General features: G+C 67.6%; 36 protein-coding genes. 1 reads left to right on the top strand and 35 read right to left on the bottom strand.

The annotated features are described in order from the left end of the window. Positions 1-91 precede the first annotated feature (91 nt). The 30 genes from K1X13_RS08105 to rpsJ form a co-directional block, all read right to left on the bottom strand. The gene (locus K1X13_RS08105; RefSeq protein WP_221024415.1) at positions 92-1,105 is read right to left on the bottom strand and encodes a DNA-directed RNA polymerase subunit alpha; all 1,014 of its coding nucleotides are present in this window, start codon (positions 1,103-1,105) and stop codon (positions 92-94) included. Positions 1,106-1,176: 71 nt separating this feature from the next. After that, positions 1,177-1,785 carry a 30S ribosomal protein S4 gene (gene rpsD, locus K1X13_RS08100; RefSeq protein ID WP_221024414.1) on the bottom strand — a complete coding sequence of 203 codons (609 nt, stop codon included), beginning with the start codon at positions 1,783-1,785 and terminating at the stop codon, positions 1,177-1,179. Positions 1,786-1,822: 37 nt separating this feature from the next. Then, entirely contained in the window at positions 1,823-2,230 is a 408-nt protein-coding gene (gene rpsK / locus K1X13_RS08095) for a 30S ribosomal protein S11 (protein WP_221024413.1), read from the bottom strand. Positions 2,231-2,335: 105 nt separating this feature from the next. Beyond that, on the bottom strand, positions 2,336-2,710 hold the full coding sequence (gene rpsM, locus K1X13_RS08090) for a 30S ribosomal protein S13 (protein ID WP_221024412.1): 375 nt from the start codon (positions 2,708-2,710) through the stop codon (positions 2,336-2,338). A 258-nt stretch (positions 2,711-2,968) separates the two neighbouring features. Further along, positions 2,969-3,082, bottom strand: a complete 114-nt coding sequence (gene rpmJ, locus K1X13_RS08085; RefSeq protein WP_008361054.1) for a 50S ribosomal protein L36 — start codon at positions 3,080-3,082, stop codon at positions 2,969-2,971. Positions 3,083-3,168: 86 nt separating this feature from the next. After that, the gene (gene infA / locus K1X13_RS08080; protein WP_011757309.1) at positions 3,169-3,390 is read right to left on the bottom strand and encodes a translation initiation factor IF-1; all 222 of its coding nucleotides are present in this window, start codon (positions 3,388-3,390) and stop codon (positions 3,169-3,171) included. Positions 3,391-3,659: 269 nt separating this feature from the next. Next, complete coding sequence (map, locus tag K1X13_RS08075; protein WP_221024411.1) at positions 3,660-4,475, bottom strand: type I methionyl aminopeptidase; 816 nt, start codon at positions 4,473-4,475, stop codon at positions 3,660-3,662. 9 nt (positions 4,476-4,484) lie between these two features. After that, positions 4,485-5,069 carry an adenylate kinase gene (locus tag K1X13_RS08070; RefSeq protein ID WP_221024410.1) on the bottom strand — a complete coding sequence of 195 codons (585 nt, stop codon included), beginning with the start codon at positions 5,067-5,069 and terminating at the stop codon, positions 4,485-4,487. After that, positions 5,069-6,370 carry a preprotein translocase subunit SecY gene (secY, locus tag K1X13_RS08065; protein WP_221024409.1) on the bottom strand — a complete coding sequence of 434 codons (1,302 nt, stop codon included), beginning with the start codon at positions 6,368-6,370 and terminating at the stop codon, positions 5,069-5,071. The genes K1X13_RS08070 and secY overlap by 1 nt, the downstream gene beginning before the upstream one ends. 183 nt (positions 6,371-6,553) lie before the next feature. Next, positions 6,554-6,994, bottom strand: coding sequence for a 50S ribosomal protein L15 (gene rplO, locus K1X13_RS08060; protein ID WP_221024408.1), 441 nt, complete (start codon positions 6,992-6,994; stop codon positions 6,554-6,556). Between the two features lies 1 nt (position 6,995). Continuing rightward, positions 6,996-7,178, bottom strand: coding sequence for a 50S ribosomal protein L30 (gene rpmD / locus K1X13_RS08055; protein ID WP_221024407.1), 183 nt, complete (start codon positions 7,176-7,178; stop codon positions 6,996-6,998). Continuing rightward, positions 7,178-7,780: a 30S ribosomal protein S5 gene (gene rpsE, locus K1X13_RS08050; protein ID WP_221024406.1), complete on the bottom strand. Its 603-nt coding sequence runs from the start codon at positions 7,778-7,780 to the stop codon at positions 7,178-7,180. The genes rpmD and rpsE overlap by 1 nt, the downstream gene beginning before the upstream one ends. A 36-nt stretch (positions 7,781-7,816) precedes the next feature. Beyond that, entirely contained in the window at positions 7,817-8,200 is a 384-nt protein-coding gene (gene rplR / locus K1X13_RS08045; RefSeq protein ID WP_221024405.1) for a 50S ribosomal protein L18, read from the bottom strand. Next, entirely contained in the window at positions 8,200-8,742 is a 543-nt protein-coding gene (rplF, locus tag K1X13_RS08040; RefSeq protein ID WP_221024404.1) for a 50S ribosomal protein L6, read from the bottom strand. The genes rplR and rplF overlap by 1 nt, the downstream gene beginning before the upstream one ends. A gap of 25 nt (positions 8,743-8,767) precedes the next feature. Next, complete coding sequence (rpsH, locus tag K1X13_RS08035) at positions 8,768-9,175, bottom strand: 30S ribosomal protein S8 (protein ID WP_221024403.1); 408 nt, start codon at positions 9,173-9,175, stop codon at positions 8,768-8,770. 114 nt (positions 9,176-9,289) lie between these two features. Beyond that, entirely contained in the window at positions 9,290-9,475 is a 186-nt protein-coding gene (locus tag K1X13_RS08030) for a type Z 30S ribosomal protein S14 (protein WP_221024402.1), read from the bottom strand. Positions 9,476-9,478: 3 nt separating this feature from the next. Beyond that, the gene (gene rplE / locus K1X13_RS08025; RefSeq protein ID WP_221024401.1) at positions 9,479-10,051 is read right to left on the bottom strand and encodes a 50S ribosomal protein L5; all 573 of its coding nucleotides are present in this window, start codon (positions 10,049-10,051) and stop codon (positions 9,479-9,481) included. After that, the gene (rplX, locus tag K1X13_RS08020; protein WP_221024400.1) at positions 10,051-10,446 is read right to left on the bottom strand and encodes a 50S ribosomal protein L24; all 396 of its coding nucleotides are present in this window, start codon (positions 10,444-10,446) and stop codon (positions 10,051-10,053) included. Before rplX ends, rplE begins: the two co-directional genes overlap by 1 nt. A gap of 2 nt (positions 10,447-10,448) precedes the next feature. Then, on the bottom strand, positions 10,449-10,817 hold the full coding sequence (gene rplN, locus K1X13_RS08015; RefSeq protein ID WP_011757324.1) for a 50S ribosomal protein L14: 369 nt from the start codon (positions 10,815-10,817) through the stop codon (positions 10,449-10,451). Positions 10,818-10,896: 79 nt separating this feature from the next. Further along, positions 10,897-11,175, bottom strand: a complete 279-nt coding sequence (rpsQ, locus tag K1X13_RS08010) for a 30S ribosomal protein S17 (protein WP_221024399.1) — start codon at positions 11,173-11,175, stop codon at positions 10,897-10,899. Then, the gene (gene rpmC / locus K1X13_RS08005) at positions 11,172-11,405 is read right to left on the bottom strand and encodes a 50S ribosomal protein L29 (protein ID WP_221024398.1); all 234 of its coding nucleotides are present in this window, start codon (positions 11,403-11,405) and stop codon (positions 11,172-11,174) included. The genes rpsQ and rpmC overlap by 4 nt, the downstream gene beginning before the upstream one ends. Continuing rightward, positions 11,405-11,824, bottom strand: coding sequence for a 50S ribosomal protein L16 (gene rplP, locus K1X13_RS08000; protein WP_221024397.1), 420 nt, complete (start codon positions 11,822-11,824; stop codon positions 11,405-11,407). The genes rpmC and rplP overlap by 1 nt, the downstream gene beginning before the upstream one ends. Before the next feature lie 5 nt (positions 11,825-11,829). Beyond that, a complete protein-coding gene (gene rpsC, locus K1X13_RS07995) occupies positions 11,830-12,663 on the bottom strand; it encodes a 30S ribosomal protein S3 (protein WP_221024396.1) in 834 nt (277 codons plus the stop codon). Next, positions 12,663-13,094, bottom strand: coding sequence for a 50S ribosomal protein L22 (gene rplV / locus K1X13_RS07990; protein ID WP_221024395.1), 432 nt, complete (start codon positions 13,092-13,094; stop codon positions 12,663-12,665). Before rplV ends, rpsC begins: the two co-directional genes overlap by 1 nt. A 35-nt stretch (positions 13,095-13,129) precedes the next feature. Beyond that, a complete protein-coding gene (gene rpsS / locus K1X13_RS07985; protein ID WP_221024394.1) occupies positions 13,130-13,411 on the bottom strand; it encodes a 30S ribosomal protein S19 in 282 nt (93 codons plus the stop codon). Positions 13,412-13,429: 18 nt separating this feature from the next. Continuing rightward, entirely contained in the window at positions 13,430-14,263 is an 834-nt protein-coding gene (gene rplB, locus K1X13_RS07980) for a 50S ribosomal protein L2 (RefSeq protein ID WP_221024393.1), read from the bottom strand. Between the two features lie 31 nt (positions 14,264-14,294). Beyond that, on the bottom strand, positions 14,295-14,600 hold the full coding sequence (gene rplW / locus K1X13_RS07975; protein WP_221024392.1) for a 50S ribosomal protein L23: 306 nt from the start codon (positions 14,598-14,600) through the stop codon (positions 14,295-14,297). Continuing rightward, complete coding sequence (rplD, locus tag K1X13_RS07970; protein WP_221024391.1) at positions 14,597-15,256, bottom strand: 50S ribosomal protein L4, sunset domain variant; 660 nt, start codon at positions 15,254-15,256, stop codon at positions 14,597-14,599. The genes rplW and rplD overlap by 4 nt, the downstream gene beginning before the upstream one ends. Continuing rightward, positions 15,253-15,918 carry a 50S ribosomal protein L3 gene (gene rplC / locus K1X13_RS07965; RefSeq protein WP_221024390.1) on the bottom strand — a complete coding sequence of 222 codons (666 nt, stop codon included), beginning with the start codon at positions 15,916-15,918 and terminating at the stop codon, positions 15,253-15,255. Before rplC ends, rplD begins: the two co-directional genes overlap by 4 nt. A gap of 13 nt (positions 15,919-15,931) precedes the next feature. Then, entirely contained in the window at positions 15,932-16,240 is a 309-nt protein-coding gene (gene rpsJ / locus K1X13_RS07960; protein ID WP_008360994.1) for a 30S ribosomal protein S10, read from the bottom strand. 394 nt (positions 16,241-16,634) lie between these two features. Here rpsJ and K1X13_RS07955 point away from each other — a divergent pair, with 394 nt between their 5' ends. Then, positions 16,635-17,984, top strand: a complete 1,350-nt coding sequence (locus K1X13_RS07955; RefSeq protein WP_221024389.1) for an aspartate aminotransferase family protein — start codon at positions 16,635-16,637, stop codon at positions 17,982-17,984. Between the two features lie 31 nt (positions 17,985-18,015). On the opposite strand, the gene trmB is transcribed toward K1X13_RS07955, so the two are convergent. The 5 genes from trmB to rpsL all read right to left on the bottom strand — a co-directional run bounded on the left by trmB (position 18,016) and on the right by rpsL (position 23,169). Next, complete coding sequence (gene trmB / locus K1X13_RS07950) at positions 18,016-18,750, bottom strand: tRNA (guanosine(46)-N7)-methyltransferase TrmB (protein WP_221024388.1); 735 nt, start codon at positions 18,748-18,750, stop codon at positions 18,016-18,018. Positions 18,751-18,842: 92 nt separating this feature from the next. Then, positions 18,843-20,036, bottom strand: a complete 1,194-nt coding sequence (gene tuf / locus K1X13_RS07945) for an elongation factor Tu (RefSeq protein ID WP_221024387.1) — start codon at positions 20,034-20,036, stop codon at positions 18,843-18,845. Between the two features lie 54 nt (positions 20,037-20,090). Further along, the gene (gene fusA / locus K1X13_RS07940; protein ID WP_308249455.1) at positions 20,091-22,202 is read right to left on the bottom strand and encodes an elongation factor G; all 2,112 of its coding nucleotides are present in this window, start codon (positions 22,200-22,202) and stop codon (positions 20,091-20,093) included. Between the two features lie 122 nt (positions 22,203-22,324). Further along, complete coding sequence (gene rpsG, locus K1X13_RS07935; RefSeq protein WP_221024386.1) at positions 22,325-22,795, bottom strand: 30S ribosomal protein S7; 471 nt, start codon at positions 22,793-22,795, stop codon at positions 22,325-22,327. After that, on the bottom strand, positions 22,795-23,169 hold the full coding sequence (gene rpsL / locus K1X13_RS07930) for a 30S ribosomal protein S12 (RefSeq protein ID WP_221024385.1): 375 nt from the start codon (positions 23,167-23,169) through the stop codon (positions 22,795-22,797). Before rpsL ends, rpsG begins: the two co-directional genes overlap by 1 nt. Between the last annotated feature and the right edge of the window lie 32 nt (positions 23,170-23,201).

Below are 23,201 nucleotides of genomic sequence, written 5' to 3'. Positions count from 1 at the left end.
GCCGTACCAGGTACCCGGGTAGAGGGGATCTCACAAAGGGTGCCGGTCCCGGCAGGCTCCCGGAAGGAGCCTGCCGCGGCCGGCGGGTGGATCAGTACTGCTCGTCCTCGACGAACGAGTCGTCGTCGTCCTCGTACGCCGCGAGGGCAGCCTGCGGGTCGAAGCCCGGCGCGCTGTCCTTGAGCGCGAGGCCCATCTCCACGAGCTTCGCCTTGACCTCGTCGATGGACTTGGCGCCGAAGTTGCGGATGTCGAGCAGGTCCTGCTCCGAGCGCGAGATGAGCTCACCCACGGTGTGGATGCCCTCGCGCTTGAGGCAGTTGTACGAGCGGACGGTCAGCTGCAGGTCCTCGACCGGGAGGGCGAGGTCCGCGGCCAGCTGCTCGTCGACCGGCGAGGGCCCGATGTCGATGCCCTCGGCCTCGACGTTGAGCTCCCGGGCCAGGCCGAACAGCTCGACGAGGGTCTTGCCCGCGGAGGCGATCGCGTCACGGGGACGGATCGACGCCTTGGTCTCGACGTCGATGACCAGACGGTCGAAGTCGGTGCGCTGCTCGACTCGGGTGGCCTCGACCTTGTAGGTGACCTTCAGGACCGGGCTGTAGATCGAGTCGACCGGCATGCGGCCGATCTCGAGGTCGCCGGCCTTGTTCTGCACCGCGCTGACGTAGCCACGGCCCCGCTCGACGACGAGCTCCATCTCGAGCTTGCCCTTGTCGTTCAGGGTGGCGATCTTCAGGTCGGGGTTGTGCACCTCGACGCCGGCCGGGGGCGCGATGTCTCCCGCGGTGACGTCACCGGGGCCCTGCTTGCGCAGGTACATGGTGACCGGCTCGTCGTGCTCGGAGGAGACCACGAGGTCCTTGAGGTTCAAGATGACCTCGGTGACGTCCTCCTTGACACCCTCGATCGTCGAGAACTCGTGCAGCACGCTGTCGATCTTGATGCTGGTCACCGAGGCGCCAGGAATCGAGGACAGCAGCGTACGGCGCAGCGAGTTGCCGAGCGTGTAGCCGAAGCCGGGCTCCAGCGGCTCGATCACGAACCGCGAACGGAACTCGTCGACGACCTCTTCCGACAGGGTCGGGCGCTGAGCGATAAGCACTTGTTTTTCCTTTCCGAGCCCACCCGCTATTTGACGGACTCGAACTCAAGAGGAGTGGAGAGGTGTCGGTACTACTTCTTCGAGTAGTACTCGACGATGAGCTGCTCCTGGACCGGGACGTCGATCTGCGCGCGGACCGGGAGCTGGTGGATCAGCACCCGCATCCGGTTCGGCAGGGACTCCATCCAGGCCGGGACGTTCCGCTCGCCGTGGGTCTCACGAGCCACGATGAACGGGGTCATCTCGAGGGACTTCTCGCGTACGTCGATCACGTCGTGCTGGCTGACCTGGAACGACGGGATGTCGACCTTCTTGCCGTTGACCTTGAAGTGGCCGTGCACGACGAGCTGACGCGCGTGGCGACGCGTGCGGGCGAACCCGGCGCGGTAGACCACGTTGTCGAGGCGGCACTCGAGCATCTGCAGGAGGTTGTCACCGGTCTTGCCGGCACGACGCGAGGCCTCCGCGTAGTAGTTGTGGAACTGCTTCTCGAGCACACCGTAGGTGAAGCGCGCCTTCTGCTTCTCACGAAGCTGGAGGAGGTACTCGCTCTCCTTGATGCGGCCGCGGCCGTGCTGGCCGGGCGGGTAGGGACGACGCTCGTAAGCCTGGTCGCCACCGACGAGGTCGACACCCAGACGGCGCGACTTCTTCGTCATGGGTCCGGTGTAACGGGCCATGGTTAGGAAATCTCCTTAGATTCGCTGGGGTCGGGGATCAGACGCGACGGCGCTTGGGCGGCCGGCATCCGTTGTGGGGCGTGGGCGTGACGTCCGCGATGGTGCCGACCTCGAGGCCGATCGCACCGAGGGACCGGATCGCCGTCTCGCGGCCCGAGCCCGGGCCCTTGACGAAGACGTCGATCTTCTTCATGCCGTGCTCCATCGCCCGACGACCAGCAGCCTCGGCTGCCATCTGCGCGGCGAACGGGGTGGACTTGCGCGAGCCCTTGAAGCCGACGGTGCCGGCCGAGGCCCACGAGATCACCGCGCCGGTGGGGTCGGTGATCGTGACGATCGTGTTGTTGAACGTGCTCTTGATGTGGGCTTCGCCCTGAGCAATGTTCTTCTTCTCCTTGCGACGCACCTTCTTGGCGCCGGCAGCCTGACGGCTCTTGGGAGGCATTCAATTACTCCTGAGGATTGCTGGTGTAAGCGTGATCTGAGGAAGTCGGTCAGCGATCTGCGCTGGTCTTCGGGGCCCGCGGGGCGGACCGGTCGAGACCAGGGATCACTTGGCCTTCTTCTTGCCGGCGACGGTGCGCTTGGGGCCCTTGCGGGTACGCGCGTTGGTCTTGGTGCGCTGACCGCGGACGGGCAGGCCCTGACGGTGCCTGCGGCCCTGGTAGCTGCCGATCTCGATCTTGCGACGGATGTCGGCCTGGACCTCGCGACGGAGGTCACCCTCGATCTTGAAGTTGGCTTCGATCTCGTCACGGAGCTTGACCAGCTCCTCGTCACCCAGCTGGTGGACGCGCAGGTCCGGGCTGACCCCCGTGGAGGCCAGGAGCTGCTGGGCGCGGGTACGGCCGATGCCGTAGATGTAGGTGAGTGCGACCTCGATGCGCTTGTCGCGCGGGAGGTCCACACCAACGAGGCGTGCCATGTAAGGCGGTGTCCCTTCGGTTCGTTGGAGGTGTCTGTTCGTGCCGCGTCCTGCGTCCCGTACAGCCCGCCTCGGCTGTACCGACCTCAGGCCCCGGCCTCCAGTCCGGGGGTCACGCCCTCCTGCACGTCGTACGACGGCGGGGTGGCGAGCGGTCACGATTGGTGGGCCCGTGGGATCCGGGCCCTGCTGTGTTCAGTTGTGGTCACCAGCGGTGCTGGTGCGCCCGGAGGGGTGAGCCTCGGACGGCGCCGGGGCTCAGCCCTGGCGCTGCTTGTGGCGAGGGTTCTCGCAGATCACCATGACGCGGCCGTGGCGACGGATCACCTTGCACTTGTCACAGATCTTCTTGACGCTCGGGTTGACCTTCATGTTCGAAGCTCTTCCATGTGAACGACCCGGACACCCGCGGGCGGGGCAGGTCATGTGGACGGCTGGCAGCCCGATCTCTCGGGGTGTTACTTGTACCGGTAGACGATCCGTCCCCGGGTGAGGTCGTACGGCGAGAGCTCGACGACGACTCGGTCCTCGGGGAGGATACGGATGTAGTGCTGACGCATCTTGCCGCTGATGTGGGCGAGGACCTTGTGCCCGTTGCTCAGCTCGACCCGGAACATAGCGTTCGGGAGAGCTTCGACAACCGTGCCCTCGATCTCGATCACGCCTTCTTTCTTCGGCATGTCCTCCGCAATCTGTTGATGACTGGTCTACCGTGGCCCGCGAACCTCCCGGCCGCTCCTGCGAGCGGCGGGTGGACCTCGTCGGACCCGGCCGGGCACCCCATCCCGGACACGACGCTCCCGCTCTCACGAGCAGGCGCAGGACGTGCTGGGCAGCCGCAGGGCACCACGAAACAGGCCCACGTTGGGCCGACGTACAAGTCTAGGCCAAGAAGGCCCCGGAACGGTAATCGGCGGCGTCCGTCCGGTCGCCGCCGCGGCGCCGTGGCTCAGCGGCCGCCGAACGGGACGCCGAGCTCGGCGAGCTTCGCCTCTCCCCCGTCGAGGGCGGTGAGGATCCACGCGCCCTGCGGGGTCAGCGTGAACGAGTGCTCGAAGTGCGCGGCGAGCGAGCCGTCGTCGGTCTTGACCGTCCAGTCGTCGCCCAGCAGGTAGGTGGCCTGGTCGCCGAGCACCACCATCGGCTCGACCGCGAGCGCGAGGCCCTCGACCAGCTTGGGGCCCTTGCCCGGCCGGCCGAAGTTCGGCACGTTCGGCGGCTGGTGCATGGCCGAGCCGATGCCGTGGCCCACGTAGTCCTCGACGATGCCGTAGTCGCCCTGGCTGCGGACGTAGGACTCGACGGCGTGCGAGATGTCGGTGACCCGGCCGCCGAGCGACGCGGCGGCGAACCCCCGCCACATCGCCTCCTCGGTGACCCGGATCAGGTCGAGCGCGTCGTCGCCGACGGGGCCGACCGCGACGGTGATGGCGGCGTCGCCGTGCCAGCCGTCGACGATCGCGCCGCAGTCGATGGACACGATGTCGCCCTCGGCGATCACCCGGTCACCGGGGATGCCGTGCACCACCTCGTCGTTCACCGAGGCGCAGATGCTCCCGGTGAACCCGTGGTAGCCCTTGAACGACGGGGTGGCGCCGGAGGACCGGATGTTGTCCTCGGCGATCTCGTCGAGCTCGAGGGTGGTCATCCCGGCCTTGACCGAGCGACGCAGCAGCTCGAGGGTCTCCCCCACGACCAGACCGGCCACCCGCATCTTGTCGATCTGCTCGGGCGACTTGATCTCGATGCCGCGCTCCTTGAACAACGTCGCCCCTCAGCTGGCGGCTTCGCCGCGGACCCGGTCGAGCTCGGCGAAGACCCGGTCGGTGACCTCGGCGACCTCGCCCATGCCGTCGACCTCGACGAGCAGGCCGCGGCCGGCGTACACCTCGAGCAACGGGGCGGTCTGCTCGTTGTAGACGTTCTGCCGCTTGCGGATGACGTCCTCGGTGTCGTCGGCGCGCCCCTCGATCTTGGCGCGGGTCAGCAGCCGCTGGACCAGCTCGTCCTCGTCGACGGTCAGCACGACGGCCGCGTCGATGGCGTGGCCGGAGCTCTCCAGCATCGAGTCGAGCTCGGCCACCTGCGCGACCGTGCGGGGGTAGCCGTCGAGCAGGAAGCCGTTGCGGGCGTCCGACTCGGCGATCCGGTCCCGGACCATGCCGTTGGTGACCTCGTCGGGGACGTAGTCACCGGCGTCCATGTACCGCTTGGCCTCCAGGCCGAGCGGCGTCCCCTCGGAGACGTTCGCCCGGAAGATGTCGCCGGTCGAGATCGCCGGGATCTCGAGCCGTGCCGCGACGACCTTGGCCTGGGTGCCCTTGCCGGCCCCGGGGGGACCCATCAGGATGATTCTCATCAGCGCAGGAATCCTTCGTAGTTCCGCTGCTGGAGCTGGCTCTCGATCTGCTTCACCGTGTCGAGCGCGACGCCCACCATGATCAGGATGGAGGTGCCGCCGAAGGGGAAGTTCTGGTTGGCGTTGATCAGCGCGAAGGCGATCAACGGCACCAGGGAGATCAGTCCGAGGTAGAGGGCTCCTGGCAGCGTGATGCGGGACAGGACGTAGGAGAGGTACTCCTCAGTCGGCTTACCCGCCCGGATCCCGGGGATGAAGCCGCCGTACTTCTTCATGTTGTCGGCCACCTCGGCAGGGTTGAAGGTGATCGACACGTAGAAGTAGGTGAAGAAGATGATGAGGCCGAAGTAGATGGCCATGTAGAGCGGGTGGCTGCCGCCGACCAGGTAGGTCGCGATGAAGTTCGTGACCGGCGAGGTGCCGCTCTGGTCGAACTGGGCGGCCAGCGCCGGGAGGTAGAGCAGGCTCGAGGCGAAGATGACCGGGATGATGCCGGCCTGGTTCACCTTGAGCGGGATGTACGTCGACGAGCCACCGAACATGCGGCGCCCGACCATCCGGCGTGCGTACTGCACGGGGATCCGGCGCTGCGCCTGCTCGATGAAGATCACCGCGGCGACCAGCACGAGGCCGATCACGATCACGGTGCCGAAGATCCACCAGCTGTCCTGGGAGGTCTTGACCGCCCACAGGGACGCGGGGAACGTCGCCACGACCTGCGTGAAGATCAGGATGGACATGCCGTTGCCGATGCCGCGGTCGGTGATGAGCTCTCCGAGCCACATGATCACCGCGGTGCCCGCGGTCATCGTGATCACCATGATGAGCATGGTCATCAGGCTGTCCTCGTTGTGCAGCAGCGGCTGGTCGCAGCCCTGCAGCAGCGTGCGGTTGCGGGCCAGGGCGCTGATGCCCGTGGCCTGCAGGATCGCCAGGGCGAGCGTGAGGTACCGGGTGTACTGGGTGATCTTGGTCTGCCCCGCCTGGCCCTCCTTCTTGAGGGTCTCCAGCCGCGGGATCACCACGACGAGCAGCTGCAGGATGATGCTCGCGGTGATGTAGGGCATGATCCCCAGCGCGAAGATCGTCAGCTGCAGCAGCGCGCCACCCGAGAACAGGTTGATCAGGCCGTAGAGGCCGTCGTTCTCGAGCTGCCGGAAACAGGTCTGGACGTTCGCGACGTGGACGCCGGGCGTCGGGATCTGGGAGCCCAGCCGGAAGATGACGATGATCAGCAGGACGAACAGCAACTTGCGTCGCAGGTCCGGCGTCCGGAACGCGTTGGCGAAAGCGCCTAGCACCTGGTCCTCTTTCTTCACGTGCGGGATCCGGCTGTTTGCAGCAGGACCCCGGAAGCCTAACAGGCACGCAGCCCCGGACCGTCCGGTACCGCGTTACCCCCGTGGATGCGAGAACAGGGGCGTAGTCGGCTCTCGCCGTCCACGCCCCTGCACTCGTTCAGCCTGTCTTTCGGGCAAGCCCGGTCACAGCTCGGTGGTGCTCCCACCGGCCGCTGCGATCTTGTCCTTGGCCGAGGCGGAGAACGCGTGCGCGCTCACCTGCAGGGCCACGGAGATGTCGCCGGAACCGAGGACCTTGACCGGCCGGCCGCTGCGGACAGCGCCCTTGGCCACGAGGTCCGCGACACCGACGGTGCCGCCTTCGGGGAAGAGCTCGTTCAGGCGGTCGAGGTTGACCACCTGGAACTCCTCCTTGAAGGGGTTCTTGAAGCCCTTCAGCTTCGGGAGGCGCATGTGGAGCGGCATCTGGCCACCCTCGAAGCTCTCCGGAACCTGGTAGCGGGCCTTCGTGCCCTTGGTGCCGCGACCGGCGGTCTTGCCCTTCGAGCCCTCACCACGACCCACGCGGGTCTTGGCGGTCTTGGCCCCGGGGGCAGGACGCAGGTGGTGCAGTTTGAGCGTCATGTCAGTCGACCTCCTCGACGACGACCAGGTGCCTGACCGTCTGGAGCATCCCACGGATCTCGGGACGGTCCTCCTTGACGACGATGTCGCCGATGCGCTTGAGACCAAGCGTGCGCAGGGTGTCCCGCTGGTTCTTCTTGCAGCCGATCGTCGACCGCTTCTGCTCGACCTTGAAGCGCGCCATTACTGGGCCACCTCCGCACGAGCCTTCAGCAGAGCGGCCGGGGCGACGTCCTCGACGGACAGGCCACGGCGCGCGGCGACGGCCTCCGGCTCCTCCAGGGAGCGGAGCGCCTCGACGGTCGCGTGCACGATGTTGATCTGGTTCGACGAGCCGAGCGACTTGCTCAGCACGTCGTGGATGCCGGCGCACTCCAGGACGGCGCGCACCGGGCCACCGGCGATGACACCGGTACCAGGAGCAGCCGGACGGAGCAGGACGACGCCCGCAGCCTTCTCACCCTGCACGGGGTGCGGGATCGTGCCCTGGATGCGAGGAACCTTGAAGAAGTGCTTCTTCGCCTCCTCGACACCCTTGGCGATCGCCGCGGGAACTTCCTTGGCCTTGCCGTACCCGACACCGACCATGCCGTCGCCGTCACCGACGATCACGAGGGCGGTGAAGCTGAAGCGACGTCCACCCTTCACGACCTTGGCGACACGGTTGATCGCGACGACACGCTCGATGTAGGCGGTCTTGTCCGCAGCCTGGCCGCCGCGACGGTCGTCGCGGTTGCCGCGGCGGTCGCCACCGGCACCGCCACTACGGCGCTGGGGTCCGCTCATTCGAACTACCTCTTCCTTCTTGTTGTCTGTTCGCGATCAGAACGCGAGGCCGCCCTCACGGGCGCCATCGGCGAGGGCGGCAACCCGCCCGTGGTACTTGTTGCCGGCGCGGTCGAAGACCACGCCCTCGACCCCAGCCGACTTGGCGCGCTCGGCGACGAGCTCGCCGACGCGTCGAGCCTTGGCGGTCTTGTCGCCGTCGAAGGAGCGGAGGTCCGCCTCCATCGTGCTCGCCGAGGCGAGGGTCTTGCCGACGACGTCGTCCACGACCTGCACAGTGATGTGCTTCGTGGAGCGGGTGACGACCAGACGCGGACGCTCCGCGGTGCCCGCGACCTTCTTGCGGCCACGGACCTGACGACGCAGGCGCGACGCGGTGCGCGCGCTCGTGCGCTTTCCGGACCTGAGTGCGATGGCCATCACTTACCAGCCTTTCCGACCTTGCGGCGGATCTGCTCGCCCGCGTAGCGAACGCCCTTGCCCTTGTAAGGCTCGGGCTTGCGCAGCTTGCGGATGTTCGCGGCGACCTCACCGACCAACTGCTTGTCAATGCCCTGGACGCCGAGCCTCGTCGGGCCATCCACGGTGAACGTGATGCCCTCGGGAGCGTTGAACGTGATCGGGTGCGAGTAGCCGAGCTGGAACTCGAGCTGGGTCGGTCCCTTCGACAGGACTCGGTAACCCACGCCCACGATCTCGAGCTTCTTCTCGTAGCCCGTGGTCACGCCGGTCACCATGTTGGCGATCAGCGTGCGGGTGAGACCGTGCAGGGACTTGCTGAGACGCTCGTCGTTGGGACGCGTCACCTCGAGGGCGCCGTCCTCACCGCGAGCGACCGTGATGGGAGCAGCAACGGTGTGCGACAGGGACCCCTTGGGGCCCTTGACGGTCACGGTGCGCTCCTCGACGGCCACGTCGACACCGGACGGGACCGTGATGGGGAGCTTGCCAATACGCGACATGCTTAGTTCTCCTCCTGGTCCTTCGTCACCAGACGTAGGCGAGGACTTCCCCACCTACGCCCTTCTTGTTGGCCTGACGGTCGGTCAGCAGGCCCTGGCTGGTCGAGATGATCGCGACGCCGAGGCCGCCGAGCACCTTGGGGAGACCAGTGGCCTTGGCGTACACGCGCAGACCGGGCTTGCTGATGCGGCGTACGCCGGCGATCGAGCGCTCCCGGTGCTGGCCGTACTTGAGGGTGAGGGTCAGCGTCTTGCCGACCTGGCCCTCGGGGGCGTCCTCCACGCTCCAGGAGGTGATGTAACCCTCCTGCTGGAGAATCTCGGCGACGCCAGCCTTGAGCTTGCTGTAAGGCATCGACACCGAGTCGTGGTACGCCTGGTTGGCGTTACGCAGACGCGTGAGCATGTCTGCGATCGGGTCAGTCATCGTCATGGCCGTAAGGCCCTTTCCCACCGTGGTTTCGCTCCCCCGCCCGTGGACGGGGGGCGACCTTCAGCGATCTCGTTCGAACAAAAAATGTGGTTGCTCCGGTGCGCCGCTAGGGACTTACCAGGAGCTCTTGGTGACGCCAGGGAGCTCGCCCCGGTGAGCCATCTCGCGAAGGCACACGCGGCAGAGACCGAACTTGCGGTAGACGGCCTTGGGGCGGCCGCACCGCTGGCAGCGGGTGTAACCGCGAACCTTGAACTTCGGCTTGCGCGAGGCCTTGACGACCAGTGCTGTCTTCGCCATGTCTCACTGCTCCTTGAAGGGGAAGCCGAGCTGCTTGAGCAGCGCGCGACCCTCGTCGTCGTTCGTGGCGGTAGTCACGACCGTGATGTCCATTCCGCGCGACCGGTCGATCCTGTCCTGGTCGATCTCGTGGAACATGACCTGCTCGGTCAGACCGAACGTGTAGTTGCCGCGGCCGTCGAACTGCTTGGGCGACAGACCACGGAAGTCGCGGATCCGCGGAAGAGCCAGGGACAGCAGACGGTCCAGGAACTCCCACATGCGGTCGCCACGCAGGGTGACGTGCGCGCCGATCGGCATGCCCTCACGCAGCTTGAACTGCGCGATGGACTTGCGGGCCTTGGTGACCTGCGGCTTCTGACCCGTGATGGCGGTCAGGTCACGCACGGCACCCTCGATCAGCTTCGAGTCGCGCGCGGCCTCGCCGACACCCATGTTGACCACGATCTTGGTCAGGCCGGGCACCTGCATGACGTTGGCGTACTCGAACTCCGAGCGGAGCGCGGGGAGGATCTCCTCGCGGTAGCGCTGCTTGAGGCGAGGCATCTCACGAGCCTCGTTGCTGGTGCTGGTCATCAGATCTCCTCACCGGACTTGCGCGCGATGCGGACACTGCGCTGCGCGGTGTAGGTCGAGCCGTCCGGGCGACGCTTGGTCACCTCGTCCCGGCGGAAGCCGATCCGGCTGGTGACCTTGCCCTTGTCGTCCCCGCCCTTGGGGGCGTCGACGAGGAGCATCACGTTGGACACGTGGATGGCCGCCTCCTGGGTGACGATGCCACCCGTCGTGCCGGCGCGACCGCCCTGGTTGACCACCTTGGTGTGCCGCTTGATGCGGTTGACACCCTCGACGATCACGCGGTCCTGCTCGGCCAGGACGGAGATGACCTTGCCCTCGGCGCCCTTGTCCTTGCCGGCGATGACGCGGACGACATCGCCCTTCTTGATGTTCATGTTCTTCTTCTTAGCCATCGTCAGAGCACCTCCGGAGCGAGCGAGATGATCTTCATGAACTTCTTCTCGCGCAGCTCGCGACCCACGGGGCCGAAGATGCGGGTACCACGCGGCTCCCCGTCGTTCTTGAGAATCACTGCTGCGTTCTCGTCGAAACGGATGTAGGAACCGTCGGGACGGCGGCGCTCCTTGACAGTCCGCACAACGACGGCCTTGACGACGTCACCCTTCTTGACGTTGCCACCGGGGATCGCATCCTTCACGGTGGCGACGATGACGTCGCCGATGCCGGCGTAGCGCCGACCCGAGCCACCGAGAACACGGATGCAAAGGATTTCCTTCGCACCGGTGTTGTCGGCGACCTTGAGTCGCGACTCCTGCTGGATCATCGGTTTTTCTCCTGGTTGTCACACCGGTTCTCGGCTGGTGCCGAGCCTGGTGGAACTCGGTGGTGGATAGAGCTGGGGTTTACTTGGCCTTCTCGAGGACCTCGACGACGCGCCAGCGCTTGGTGGCCGACAGCGGACGGGTCTCCATGATCAGGACCCGGTCGCCGATGCCGCACTGGTTCTGCTCGTCGTGCGCCTTGAGCTTGCTCGTGCGACGCAGGACCTTGCCGTACAGCGCGTGCTTCACGCGGTCCTCGACGGAGACGACGACGGTCTTCTCCATCTTGTCGCTGACGACCAGGCCCTCACGGACCTTGCGGTAGCTGCGCTCTGTCACTTCATTCGCCTTCTCGGTCATGCGGCACCGTCCTCAGTACCCGGGGTCTCGCGGATCCCGAGCTCACGCTCACGCACCACGGTGTAGATGCGGGCGATGTCGCGCTTGACCGTCCGGAGACGGCCGTGGCTCTCCAGCTGCCCGGTGGCGGCCTGGAAGCGGAGGTTGAAAAGCTCCTCCTTGGCCTCACGGAGCTTCTGCTCGAGGTCGACGTTGGTCATTGTGTCGAGTTCGTGTGCAGTGGTAGCCATCAGAATTCACCTGCCTCGCGGGTGACGAAGCGGCACTTCATCGGAAGCTTGTGCATCGCGCGGCGCATGGCCTCGCGAGCGATGTCCTCCGGAACGCCGGACAGTTCGAACATGACGCGACCGGGCTTGACGTTCGCGATCCACCACTCCGGCGAACCCTTACCGGAACCCATGCGGGTCTCGGCCGGCTTCTTGGTCAGCGGGCGGTCGGGGTAGATGTTGATCCACACCTTTCCACCACGCTTGATGTGACGGGTCATCGCGATACGCGCGGACTCGATCTGGCGGTTGGTCACGTAGTGAGCCTCGACCGCCTGGATACCGAAGTCGCCGAAGGCGAGCTTGGTCCCACCCTTGGCGGCACCGGTCCGCTTGGGGTGGTGCTGCTTGCGGTGCTTGACCCTACGGGGCATCAGCATGGCGCTCAGCTCTCCTGTCCGGTCGTGGCCTCGGCCGCGGGGGCCTCAGCCGGTACTTCAGCTGCAGCAGCCTCCGGCGCACGGGTGCCGCGGTCCGAACGGGTCGGGCGGTCACCGCGGCTGCCGCGGCTGGGGCGGTCGCCGCCGCGCGAGGGGCGGCCACGGCCGGGAGCGGTGGCGCGGGCAGCAGCCTGAGCCTCACGCTCAGCGCGGGTGCCGGCGACCTCGCCCTTGTAGATCCAGACCTTCACGCCGATGCGGCCGAAGGTGGTGCGGGCCTCGTAGAAGCCGTAGTCGATGTCCGCGCGGAGGGTGTGCAGGGGCACGCGGCCCTCGCGGTAGAACTCCGAGCGCGACATCTCGGCGCCACCGAGGCGGCCCGAGCACTGGATCCGGACACCCTTGGCGCCGGAGCGCATCGAGGTCTGGATCGCCTTGCGCATCGCGCGGCGGAACGCCACACGACCCGACAGCTGCTCGGCGACACCCTGGGCGACCAGCTGAGCGTCCACCTCGGGGTTCTTGACCTCGAGGATGTTCAGCTGGACCTGCTTGCCGGTGAGCTTCTCGAGCTCGCCGCGGATGCGGTCGGCCTCAGCGCCACGACGACCGATCACGATGCCCGGACGCGCGGTGTGGATGTCCACACGGACGCGGTCGCGGGTGCGCTCGATCTCGACGCGGCTGATGCCGGCGCGCTCCATGCCCTTCGACAGCAGGCGACGGATCGCGACGTCCTCACCGACGTACGACTTGTAGAGCTTGTCGGCGTACCAACGGCTCTTGTGGTCGGTGGAGATGCCGAGGCGGAAACCGTTCGGGTTGATCTTCTGACCCATCAGGCCTTCCGTCCCTTCTTGGTAGTGGTTGCCTCTGCAGCAACAGGCTGCACGACCAGCGTGATGTGGCTGGTGCGCTTGTTGATGCGCGAGGCGCGACCCTGGGCGCGGGGGCGCCAACGCTTCATGGTCGGGCCCTCGTCCACCGTGGCCTTGGTGACGACCAGGGTGTTGCGGTCGAGGTTCTCGGTGCCCTCCGCGTTGGCGACTGCACTCTCAAGGACCTTGTAGACCGTCTCGCTGGCTGCCTGCGGCGCGAACTGCAGCAGGGCCAGGGCCTCGTCCACACCCAGACCGCGCACCATGTCGACGACACGGCGGGCCTTCATCGGGGTGATCCGGACGAAGCGTGCGCTGGCGAAAGCACCGGGCTCGTCGCCCAGCAGGCTCTCGCGTCGGGCGCTCACGCGCCTACGCTCCATAACGCTCATTTCGAAACTCTCTCGTCTTCCGTCGGGCCCCCGCGTCAGCGGCGGCGGCTCTTCCGGTCGTCCTTGACGTGCCCGCGGTAGGTGCGGGTCGGGGCGAACTCCCCGAGCTTGTGACCCACCATGGAGTCGGTCACGAACACGGGAACGTGCTTACGGCCGTCGTGGACGGCGATCGTGTGGCCGATCATGGCCGGCACGATCATCGAACGACGCGACCAGGTCTTGATCACGTTGTGGGTGCCCTTGTCGTTCTGTCCGTCCACCTTCTTGATCAGGTGGTCGTCAACGAAGGGACCCTTCTTCAGGCTGCGTGGCATCTGTACTCAGGCCCTTTCTCAGCGACGCTTGCCGGACTTGCGGCGACGGACAATGAGGGCGTCGGAGGCCTTGCGCTTGCGCGTACGGCCCTCCGGCTTGCCCCACGGGGACACGGGGTGACGACCACCGGAGGTCTTACCCTCACCACCGCCGTGCGGGTGGTCGACCGGGTTCATGACGACACCACGGACGGTCGGGCGCTTGCCCTTCCAGCGCATGCGGCCGGCCTTGCCCCAGTTGATGTTCGACTGCTCGGCGTTGCCGACCTCGCCGACGGTGGCGCGGCAGCGCACGTCGACGTAGCGCATCTCGCCGGAGGGCAGGCGCAGCTGGGCGCGGCTGCCTTCCTTCGCGACGAGCTGGGCCGAGTTGCCGGCCGAGCGGGCCATCTTCGCGCCGCCGCCGGGGCGGAGCTCGATGCAGTGGATCGTGGTACCGACCGGGATGTTGCGCAGCGGCAGGTTGTTACCGGGCTTGATGTCGGCCTTCGGGCCGGCCTCGACCGGGGTGCCCTGCTTCAGACCCTGCGGCGCGATGATGTAGCGCTTCTCGCCGTCCGCGTAGTGCAGCAGCGCGATCCGGGCGGTCCGGTTCGGGTCGTACTCGATGTGCGCGACCTTCGCGGGGACGCCGTCCTTGTCGTAGCGACGGAAGTCGACGACGCGGTAGGCGCGCTTGTGCCCGCCGCCCTGGTGACGGGTGGTGATCCGGCCCTGGTTGTTGCGGCCGCCCTTCTTGGGGAGGGGACGCACCAGCGACTTCTCGGGCGTCGACCGCGTCACCTCGACGAAGTCGGCGACCGACGAGCCACGACGGCCCGGCGTGGTCGGCTTGTACTTACGGATTGCCATGAGTTCTCAGTCCTCTACCTCAGCCGCCCGGTCAGGAGACCGGACCCCCGAAGATGTCGATGCGCTGCCCCTCGGCCAGGCTGACGATCGCGCGCTTGGTGTCGGCTCGCTTGCCCATACCGAAACGCGTGCGACGGGTCTTGCCCTGACGGTTGAGGGTGTTGACGGAGGTGACCTTGACGTTGAACACCTTCTCGACCGCGATCTTGATCTCGGTCTTGTTGGCGTCCGGGTGCACCAGGAAGGTGTACTTGTTGGCGTCGAGCAGGCCGTAGCTCTTCTCGCTCACCACAGGTGCGATCAGGACGTCGCGGTGGTCCTTGTGAAAGGTGCTCACTTGGCGGCCTCCTCATCAGCCTCGGTCGAAGTGGCGACAGCCTTGACGGACTTGCCGCTCGGGGCGCCCGCCACGAACGCGTCGTACGCGCCCTTGGTGAACACGACGTCGTCGGACAGCAGCACGTCGTAGGTGTTGAGCTGGTCCACGGCGAGCAGGTGGACGGTGTCCACGTTGCGCAGCGACAGCCAGGTCATGTCGTCGCCGCGCTCGAGCACGATGAGCGTGCGCGGGCGGTCGGTGAGACCGGCCAGGGCGGACAGCGCCGACCTGGTGGACGGCTTGTCACCCGAGACGAAGGTCTCGACGACGTGGACGCGGCCGGAGCGGGCCCGGTCGGAGAGGGCACCGCGCAGGGCGGCGGCCTTCATCTTCTTCGGGGTGCGCTGGTCGTAGCTGCGCGGCGTGGGGCCGTGCACCACGCCACCGCCGGCGAACTGCGGAGCGCGGGTCGAGCCCTGACGGGCGCGACCGGTGCCCTTCTGCTTGTAGGGCTTGCGGCCACCACCGCGGACCTCGCCGCGGCTCTTGACCGCGTGCGTGCCCTGGCGGGCGGCGGCCTGCTGGGCCACGACGACCTGGTGGATCAACGGGATGTTGACCTGGACGTCGAAGATCTCGGCGGGGAGATCGACCTGGACGGTCTTCGCAGTCACTGCGCGGCCTCCTTGCCCTTCGCGGCGGAACGGATGATCACGAGCCCACCCTTGGGACCGGGGACGGCGCCCTTGAGGAGGATCAGGCCCTTCTCGACGTCGACGGCGTGGACCGACACGTTCTGGGTGGTGACGACGTCGCCACCCATGCGACCGGCCATGCGGAGGCCCTTGAACACGCGACCGGGGGTCGCGCAGCCGCCGATGGAGCCGGGCGAACGGTGGTTGCGGTGCGCACCGTGCGAGGCCCGCGAGCCGTGGAAGCCGTGGCGCTTCATGACACCGGCGAAGCCCTTGCCCTTGCTGGTGCCCGTGACGTCGACGTCCTCGCCGGCGGCGAACAGCTCCGGGCTGACCTCCTGGCCGACGGAGTACGACGCGGCGTCCGCGGTGCGGATCTCCAGCAGGTGGCGACGCGGCGTGACGCCGGCCTTGACGAAGTGCCCGGCGAGGGGCTTGGTCACCTTGCGGCCGTCGATCTCACCGAAGCCGAGCTGGACGGCGTTGTAGCCGTCGGTCTCGGGGCGGCGGACCTGCGTGACCACGTTGGTGCCGGCCGCGACAACGGTCACGGGCACGACGCGGTTGTTCTCGTCCCAGGTCTGGGTCATGCCGAGCTTGGTGCCCAGCAGCCCGCGGACGTTACGTTCAAAAGTGCTCATGGGATTCAGGCCTTCAGAGCTTGATCTCGATGTCGACACCGGCCGGCAGGTCGAGACGCATCAGCGAGTCAACCGTCTTCGGCGTGGGGTCGATGATGTCGATAAGACGCTTGTGGGTGCGCATCTCGAAGTGCTCGCGGCTGTCCTTGTACTTGTGGGGCGAGCGGATGACGCAGTAGACGTTCTTCTCGGTCGGGAGGGGCACAGGGCCGGCAACCTTCGCGCCCGTACGGGTGACCGTGTCAACGATCTTGCGCGCCGAGGTGTCGATCACCTCGTGGTCGTAGGCCTTGAGCCTGATGCGGATCTTCTGTCCCGCCATAGCTCTCAGTTCGTCCTTCTACTCGTGTACCGCTGAGTATCTCGTCGCACTCCGGGAGGAGTACTCCGCCCGTGCTCCACCACCGACCCCCGCGGTCGGGCGTGTCGCGTGAGGCGACGCGCGCCAGACCGAAGTCGATCTGTCATTGTTGAGGGTGGCGCCCGACGGGTTTGTCGGGCTGAGTGGGGTCTCCTGGTTCGGTGCGACCCACACAGTCGTGTTCGTGGCCGGAAACGAGTCCTGGCCTGCTGTGTGCAGTGCACCCCGGCGACCCCGCCGGAGCAACCGGACTATCTTGTCAGAGACCGGGGGGCCATATCAAATCGGCGTCGGACCGGCGGCTGTGAACCGCCGCACGCCGCCCCCGCTGGTGCTCGTACCCTACCGTGTCCCCATGGTCGACCGTGCGCGCCTCGCGGGGCTGATGCGTCAGGAGCAGGACAGGTTCGTCGCCGAGCACCCCGGCTCGGCCCGCCTCGCGGAGGAGGCGGGGGGCTCCCTGCTCGCCGGGGTGCCCATGCCGTGGATGACGCGCTGGCCCGGCGCCTTCCCCCTCTTCGTCGAGCACGCGGCCGGGGCGCGGTTCACCGACGTCGACGGCCGGGAGTACGTCGACCTGTGCCTCGGCGACACCGGCGCGATGACCGGGCACGCGCTCCCCCGGGTCGCCGAGGCCGTGCACCGGCGCGCGCTCGACGGGCTGACCACGATGCTGCCGAGCCCGGACGCGGCCTGGGTCGGGGCCGAGCTGTCCCGCCGGTTCGGCCTCCCCCGCTGGCAGATGGCGATGACCGCGACCGACGCCAACCGCTTCGTGCTGCGCTTCGCCCGCCACCTCACCGGCCGCACGAAGATCTGCGTGATGGACTGGTGCTACCACGGCACCGTCGACGAGACGCTGGCCGTGCTCGACGGGGACCGGGTGGTGCCCCGGCCCGGGGCGCTCGGCCCGCAGGTCGACGTCGCCCTGACCACGAAGGTGGTCCCCTTCAACGACGTCGAGGCCCTGGAGCGGGCCCTGGCCCCCGGGGACGTGGCCGCGGTGCTGATGGAGCCGGCGCTGACCAACATCGGCATCGTGCTGCCCGACGAGGGCTACCTCGAGGCGGTCCGCGACGTGACCCGGCGCACCGGCACGCTGCTCGTGGTCGACGAGACGCACACGCTCTGCGCGGGGCCGGGCGGCTGCACCCGCGCGTGGCACCTGGACCCGGACATGCTGGTGGTGGGCAAGCCGATCGGCGGGGGTGTCCCGGCGGCGGCGTACGGGGTCAGCCAGGAGCTGGCCGACCGCCTCGAGCCGCAGATGCGCGGGCACGAGATCGACGTCGCCGGGGTCGGCGGGACGCTCACCGGCAGCGCCCTCGCGATGGCCGCGGTGCGCGCGACGCTCTCCTCGGCCATGCGCGAGGAGGACTTCGCGGTGGCGGTGCCGCTGGCCGCGGCGTGGGCCGACGGCGTCGCCGGCGTGATCGCGAAGGCCGGCGTGCCCTGGCACGTGCAGCAGCTGGGGGCGCGCGCGGAGTACTGGTTCTGCCCTCCCCCGCGCTCCGGGGCCGCCGCGGCGGCGGCCGTCGACGAGGAGCTCGAGGCGTTCCTGCACCTGTGGGCCCTCAACCGCGGGGTCCTGCTGACGCCGTTCCACAACATGGCGCTGTTCTCCCCGTACCACGTCGCCGCGGACGTCGACCGGCACACCGAGGTGTTCGCGGGCGCGGTCACCGCCCTGCTCGGCCGGGACTGAGGCCGATCCGACCCGCCGGCTCAGCGACGACTCAGGCCCGCCGGCGGAACGTCAGGTCGGTGATGGCGTGGCCGGCCTCGACCCCGCGCCGCTCGAACCGGGTCAGCGGCCTGTCGGCCCACCGCGGCGCGGCTCCGTCGTACACGTTCTCCAGCAGCTCCTCCCCGGACAGCACCTCGACCATCCGGTCGGCGTACTCCTGCCAGTCCGTCGCGAGCCGCCACACGGCCGCGGGGACCAGCCGGGTCGCCGCCAGGTGCGCGAAGGCGGGGTTGACCAGGCGGCGGCGGTGGTGCCGCTTCTTCGGCCAGGGGTCGGGGAAGAACGTCCACAGCTCGCTGACGCTGCTCTCGCCGAGGAGGTGCTCCATCGACCACACCGCGTCGACGCTGACCATCCGCACGTTCGAGGCGCCCACCTGCTCGCACCGGAGGAACGTGTCGGCGACCCCGGGGGGCCACACCTCGAACCCGAGCACGTTGGCGTCCGGCCGCGCCGCGGCGAGCGCGGCGGTCGCCTCCCCGACTCCGCAGCCGATCTCCACGACCAGGGGGGCCTCACGCTCGAACCAGTCGCCCACCCGGAAGCCGGGGTCGTCGGCCGCGGCGTCCGGGATCCACCACTCGTCCCGGCGGCGCTCCCACACCTCGGCCTGGGTCACGTTGAGCCGGCTCCCGCGGCGGGCGTAGGTCAGCACCTGCGCCAGGCGGCGGCCGTCGTCCGTCAGCCCCGTGTGCGGTCGCGCGGGCCTCACCGTCTCGGGCATCGGCAGGGTTCCTCTCGGTGAGTTCTCGGCGGGGAGATACGCGAGAGGCCCCGCCCCTGGAAGGGACGGGGCCTCTCGGCTGTGAAGCTAGATCACTTGTTGATCTTGGTGACGCGGCCGGCACCGACGGTGCGGCCACCCTCACGGATCGCGAAGCGGAGACCGTCCTCCATGGCGATCGGCTGGATCAGCTCGACCGACATCTCGGTGGTGTCGCCCGGCATGACCATCTCGGTGCCCTCGGGGAGGGTCACGACGCCGGTCACGTCCGTGGTACGGAAGTAGAACTGCGGGCGGTAGTTGTTGAAGAACGGCGTGTGACGGCCGCCCTCCTCCTTCGAGAGGATGTAGACGTTCGCCTCGAAGTTGGTGTGCGGGGTGGTCGTGCCCGGCTTGATCACGACCATGCCGCGCTCGACGTCCTCGCGCTTGGTGCCGCGGAGGAGCAGACCGACGTTCTCGCCCGCCTGGCCCTCGTCGAGGAGCTTGCGGAACATCTCGATGCCGGTGACCGTGGTGGACTGCTTGCCCTCACGGATACCGATGATGTCGACGGTCTCGTTGACCTTGACGATGCCGCGCTCGATACGACCGGTGATGACGGTGCCACGACCGGTGATCGTGAAGACGTCCTCGACGGGCATCAGGAACGGCTTGTCGGTGTCGCGCTCAGGCTGCGGGATGTACTCGTCCACGGCGTCCATGAGCTCGGCGATCGAGTTGCCCCACTTCTCGTCGCCGTTCAGCGCCGGGAAGGCAGCGACGCGGACCACGGGGACGTCGTCGCCCGGGAACTCGTACTCGCTGAGGAGCTCGCGGACCTCCATCTCGACGAGCTCGATGAGCTCCTCGTCGTCCACCATGTCGCACTTGTTGAGCGCGACGACCAGCGCGGGGACGCCGACCTGGCGGGCCAGGAGGACGTGCTCACGGGTCTGCGGCATCGGGCCGTCGGTGGCGGCGACCACGAGGATCGCGCCGTCCATCTGGGCCGCGCCGGTGATCATGTTCTTGATGTAGTCGGCGTGACCCGGGCAGTCGACGTGCGCGTAGTGCCGGCTCTCGGTCTGGTACTCGACGTGCGCGATCGAGATGGTGATACCGCGCTGACGCTCTTCAGGGGCCTTGTCGATCTCGTCGAACGGCGTGAAGGGGTTCAGGTCCGGGTACTTGTCGTGCAGCACCTTGGTGATCGCTGCGGTCAACGTCGTCTTGCCGTGGTCGATGTGACCGATGGTTCCGATGTTGACGTGCGGCTTAGTCCGCTCGAACTTCGCCTTAGCCACGGGGGCTCCTCCTAGCTAGTTTCTTGACTCGTTGTTTGTGTCGCCGGACGATGCTTATTCGCCGCGGACCTTCTTGATGATCTCGTCGGCGACGTTCTGGGGAACCTCGGCGTACGAGTCGAACTCCATCGAGTACGACGCCTGGCCCGAGGTCTTCGACCTCAGATCGCCAACGTACCCGAACATCTCAGACAGCGGAACAAGGGCCTCGACGACGCGGTCGCCGGAGCGCTCGAACATCGACTGCACCTGTCCACGGCGGGAGTTGATGTCGCCGATCACGTCGCCCAGGAAGTTCTCGGGCGTCGTGACCTCGACGGCGAACATCGGCTCCAGCAGCACCGGCTTGGCCATGCGGGCGGCCTCCTTGAAGGCCTGGTTCCCGGCGAGCTTGAACGCGAGCTCCGAGGAGTCCACGTCGTGGTAGGCGCCGTCCTCGAGGGTGAACTTGACGTCCACCATCGGGTAGCCGGCGAGCACACCGAACTCCATGGCCTCCTGGCCACCCTGGTCCACCGAGGGGATGTACTCCCGCGGCACACGACCACCGGTCACGTTGTTGACGAACTCGTAGCCCGCACCCGCGCCCGTCTCCGGGTCGATGCTGGGGGCCAGCGAGACGACGACCTTCGCGAACTGGCCCGAACCACCGGTCTGCTTCTTGTGCGTGTACGAGTGGCTCTTGACCTCCTTGCGGATGGTCTCGCGGTAGGCCACCTGCGGCTTGCCGACGGTCGCCTCGACGCGGAACTCGCGCCGCATGCGGTCGACGAGGACCTCGAGGTGCAGCTCGCCCATGCCGGCGATGATCGTCTGCCCGGTCTCCTCGTCGGTCTTCACCGTGAAGGTCGGGTCCTCGTCGGAGAGCCGCTGGATCGCGATGCCCAGCTTCTCCTGGTCGCCCTTCGTCTTGGGCTCGATCGCGACCTCGATCACCGGGGCCGGGAACGTCATCGACTCGAGCACGACCGGGTCGCTCTGCACGCAGAGGGTCTCGCCGGTGGTGGTGTCCTTCAGACCCATCACGGCGACGATCTGGCCGGCGCCGACCGACGCGATCTCCTCACGCTTGTTCGCGTGCATCTGGTAGATCTTGCCGATCCGCTCCTTGCGGCCCTTGACGGAGTTCAGCACGAACTGCCCCGCCTCGAGCTTGCCGGAGTAGACGCGGACGTAGGTCAGCTTGCCCAGGTGCGGGTCGGCGGCGATCTTGAACGCCAGGCCGGCGAACGGCTCGTCCTCGCTGGGGCGACGCTTGATGATCGTCTCTTCGTCGTTGACCTTGTGGCCCTCGATCGCCTCGACGTCGAGCGGCGAGGGGAGGTACTTCACGACCGCGTCGAGCAGCGGCTGGATGCCCTTGTTCTTGAACGCGGTGCCGGTGAGGACCGGGTTGAGCTTGTCGGCGAGGGTGGCGCGACGGATCGCGGCCTCGATCTCCTCGACCGAGAGCTCCTCGCCCTCGAGGTACTTCTCCATGACGGCGTCGTCGGCCTCGGCGAGGGTCTCGAGCAGCTTCTCGCGCCACTCGGCGGCCTGCTCGGCCATGTCCGCCGGGATCTCCTCGACCTCGTAGTCCTCGCCCATCTTGGTCTCACCGCGCCAGGTGAGCGCGCGCATGCCGACCAGGTCGACGACGCCGATGAAGTCGGACTCGGCACCGATGGGGATCTGCAGGACCAGCGGGGTGGAGTTCAGGCGGTCGACGATCATGTCGACGCAGCGGTAGAAGTCCGCGCCGGTGCGGTCGAGCTTGTTCACGAAGCACATCCGCGGCACGGAGTACTTGTTCGCCTGCCGCCACACGGTCATGCTCTGCGGCTCGACACCGGCGACACCGTCGAACACCGCGACCGCGCCGTCGAGGACGCGGAGCGAACGCTCCACCTCGACCGTGAAGTCGACGTGCCCGGGGGTGTCGATGATGTTGATCTGGCGGTCCTTCCACCAGCAGGTCGTCGCGGCGGACGTGATGGTGATTCCGCGCTCCTGCTCCTGCTCCATCCAGTCCATGGTGGCGGCGCCCTCGTGGACCTCACCGATCTTGTAGGTGATGCCGGTGTAGAACAGGATCCGCTCGGTGGTGGTGGTCTTACCGGCATCGATGTGCGCCATGATGCCGATGTTGCGGACCTTGTCGAGGTCGGTGGTGATGTCGACGGCCACTGGTCAGTGATCCCCTCGGAGTTTGTTACTCGGGTGGTGTGTCTGCATGCAGGCTGATGGCCTGGTACGTCGTACCGCTGGGTCCTCGTGGGACGCCGGCACGGTGCGACGTACCGGCGGGGTCACCAGCGGTAGTGCGCGAAGGCCTTGTTGGACTCGGCCATCTTGTGGGTGTCCTCGCGGCGCTTCACAGCGGCGCCGAGGCCGTTGGAGGCGTCGAGGATCTCGTTCATCAGGCGCTCGGACATCGTCTTCTCACGGCGAGCCTGGGCGTAGCTGACCAGCCAGCGGAGGGCGAGTGTGGTCTGGCGCGGGCCGCGGACCTCGACGGGGACCTGGTAGGTCGCACCGCCGACGCGGCGGCTGCGGACCTCGAGCGCGGGGCGGACGTTGTCCAGCGCGCGCTTGAGGGTGACGACCGGGTCGGTGCCGGTCTTCTCACGGCAGCCCTCGAGGGCGCTGTAGACGATGCGCTGGGCGACCTGCTTCTTGCCGTCCTGGAGCACCTTGCTGACCAGCTGGGTCACGACAGTGCTGCCGTAGACCGGGTCGACGTCGACCGGACGCTTCGGGGCGGGACCCTTGCGCGGCATTAGCTCTTCTCCTTCTTCGCGCCGTAACGGCTGCGAGCCTGCTTGCGGTTCTTGACACCCTGGGTGTCGAGCGAACCGCGGATGATCTTGTACCGGACACCGGGGAGGTCCTTCACACGACCGCCACGCACGAGCACGATCGAGTGCTCCTGCAGGTTGTGGCCCACACCCGGGATGTAGGCCGTGACCTCGATGCCGCTGGACAGGCGCACACGGGCGACCTTGCGGAGAGCGGAGTTCGGCTTCTTCGGGGTGGTCGTGTAGACACGCGTGCACACGCCACGACGCTGGGGCGAACCCTTCAGAGCGGGCGTCTTGTTCTTCGACACCTTGTCCTGGCGGCCCTTACGGACCAACTGCTGGATGGTGGGCACCGCGTGGTTCTCTTTCCTCTTCGGTGATGCTG

The organism is Nocardioides jiangsuensis, from assembly GCF_019679455.1.
Lineage (GTDB): Bacteria > Actinomycetota > Actinomycetes > Propionibacteriales > Nocardioidaceae > Nocardioides_C > Nocardioides_C jiangsuensis.
The sequence above is the reverse complement of the archived record's forward strand: the minus strand, read 5'-3'. Positions and strand labels throughout refer to the sequence as shown.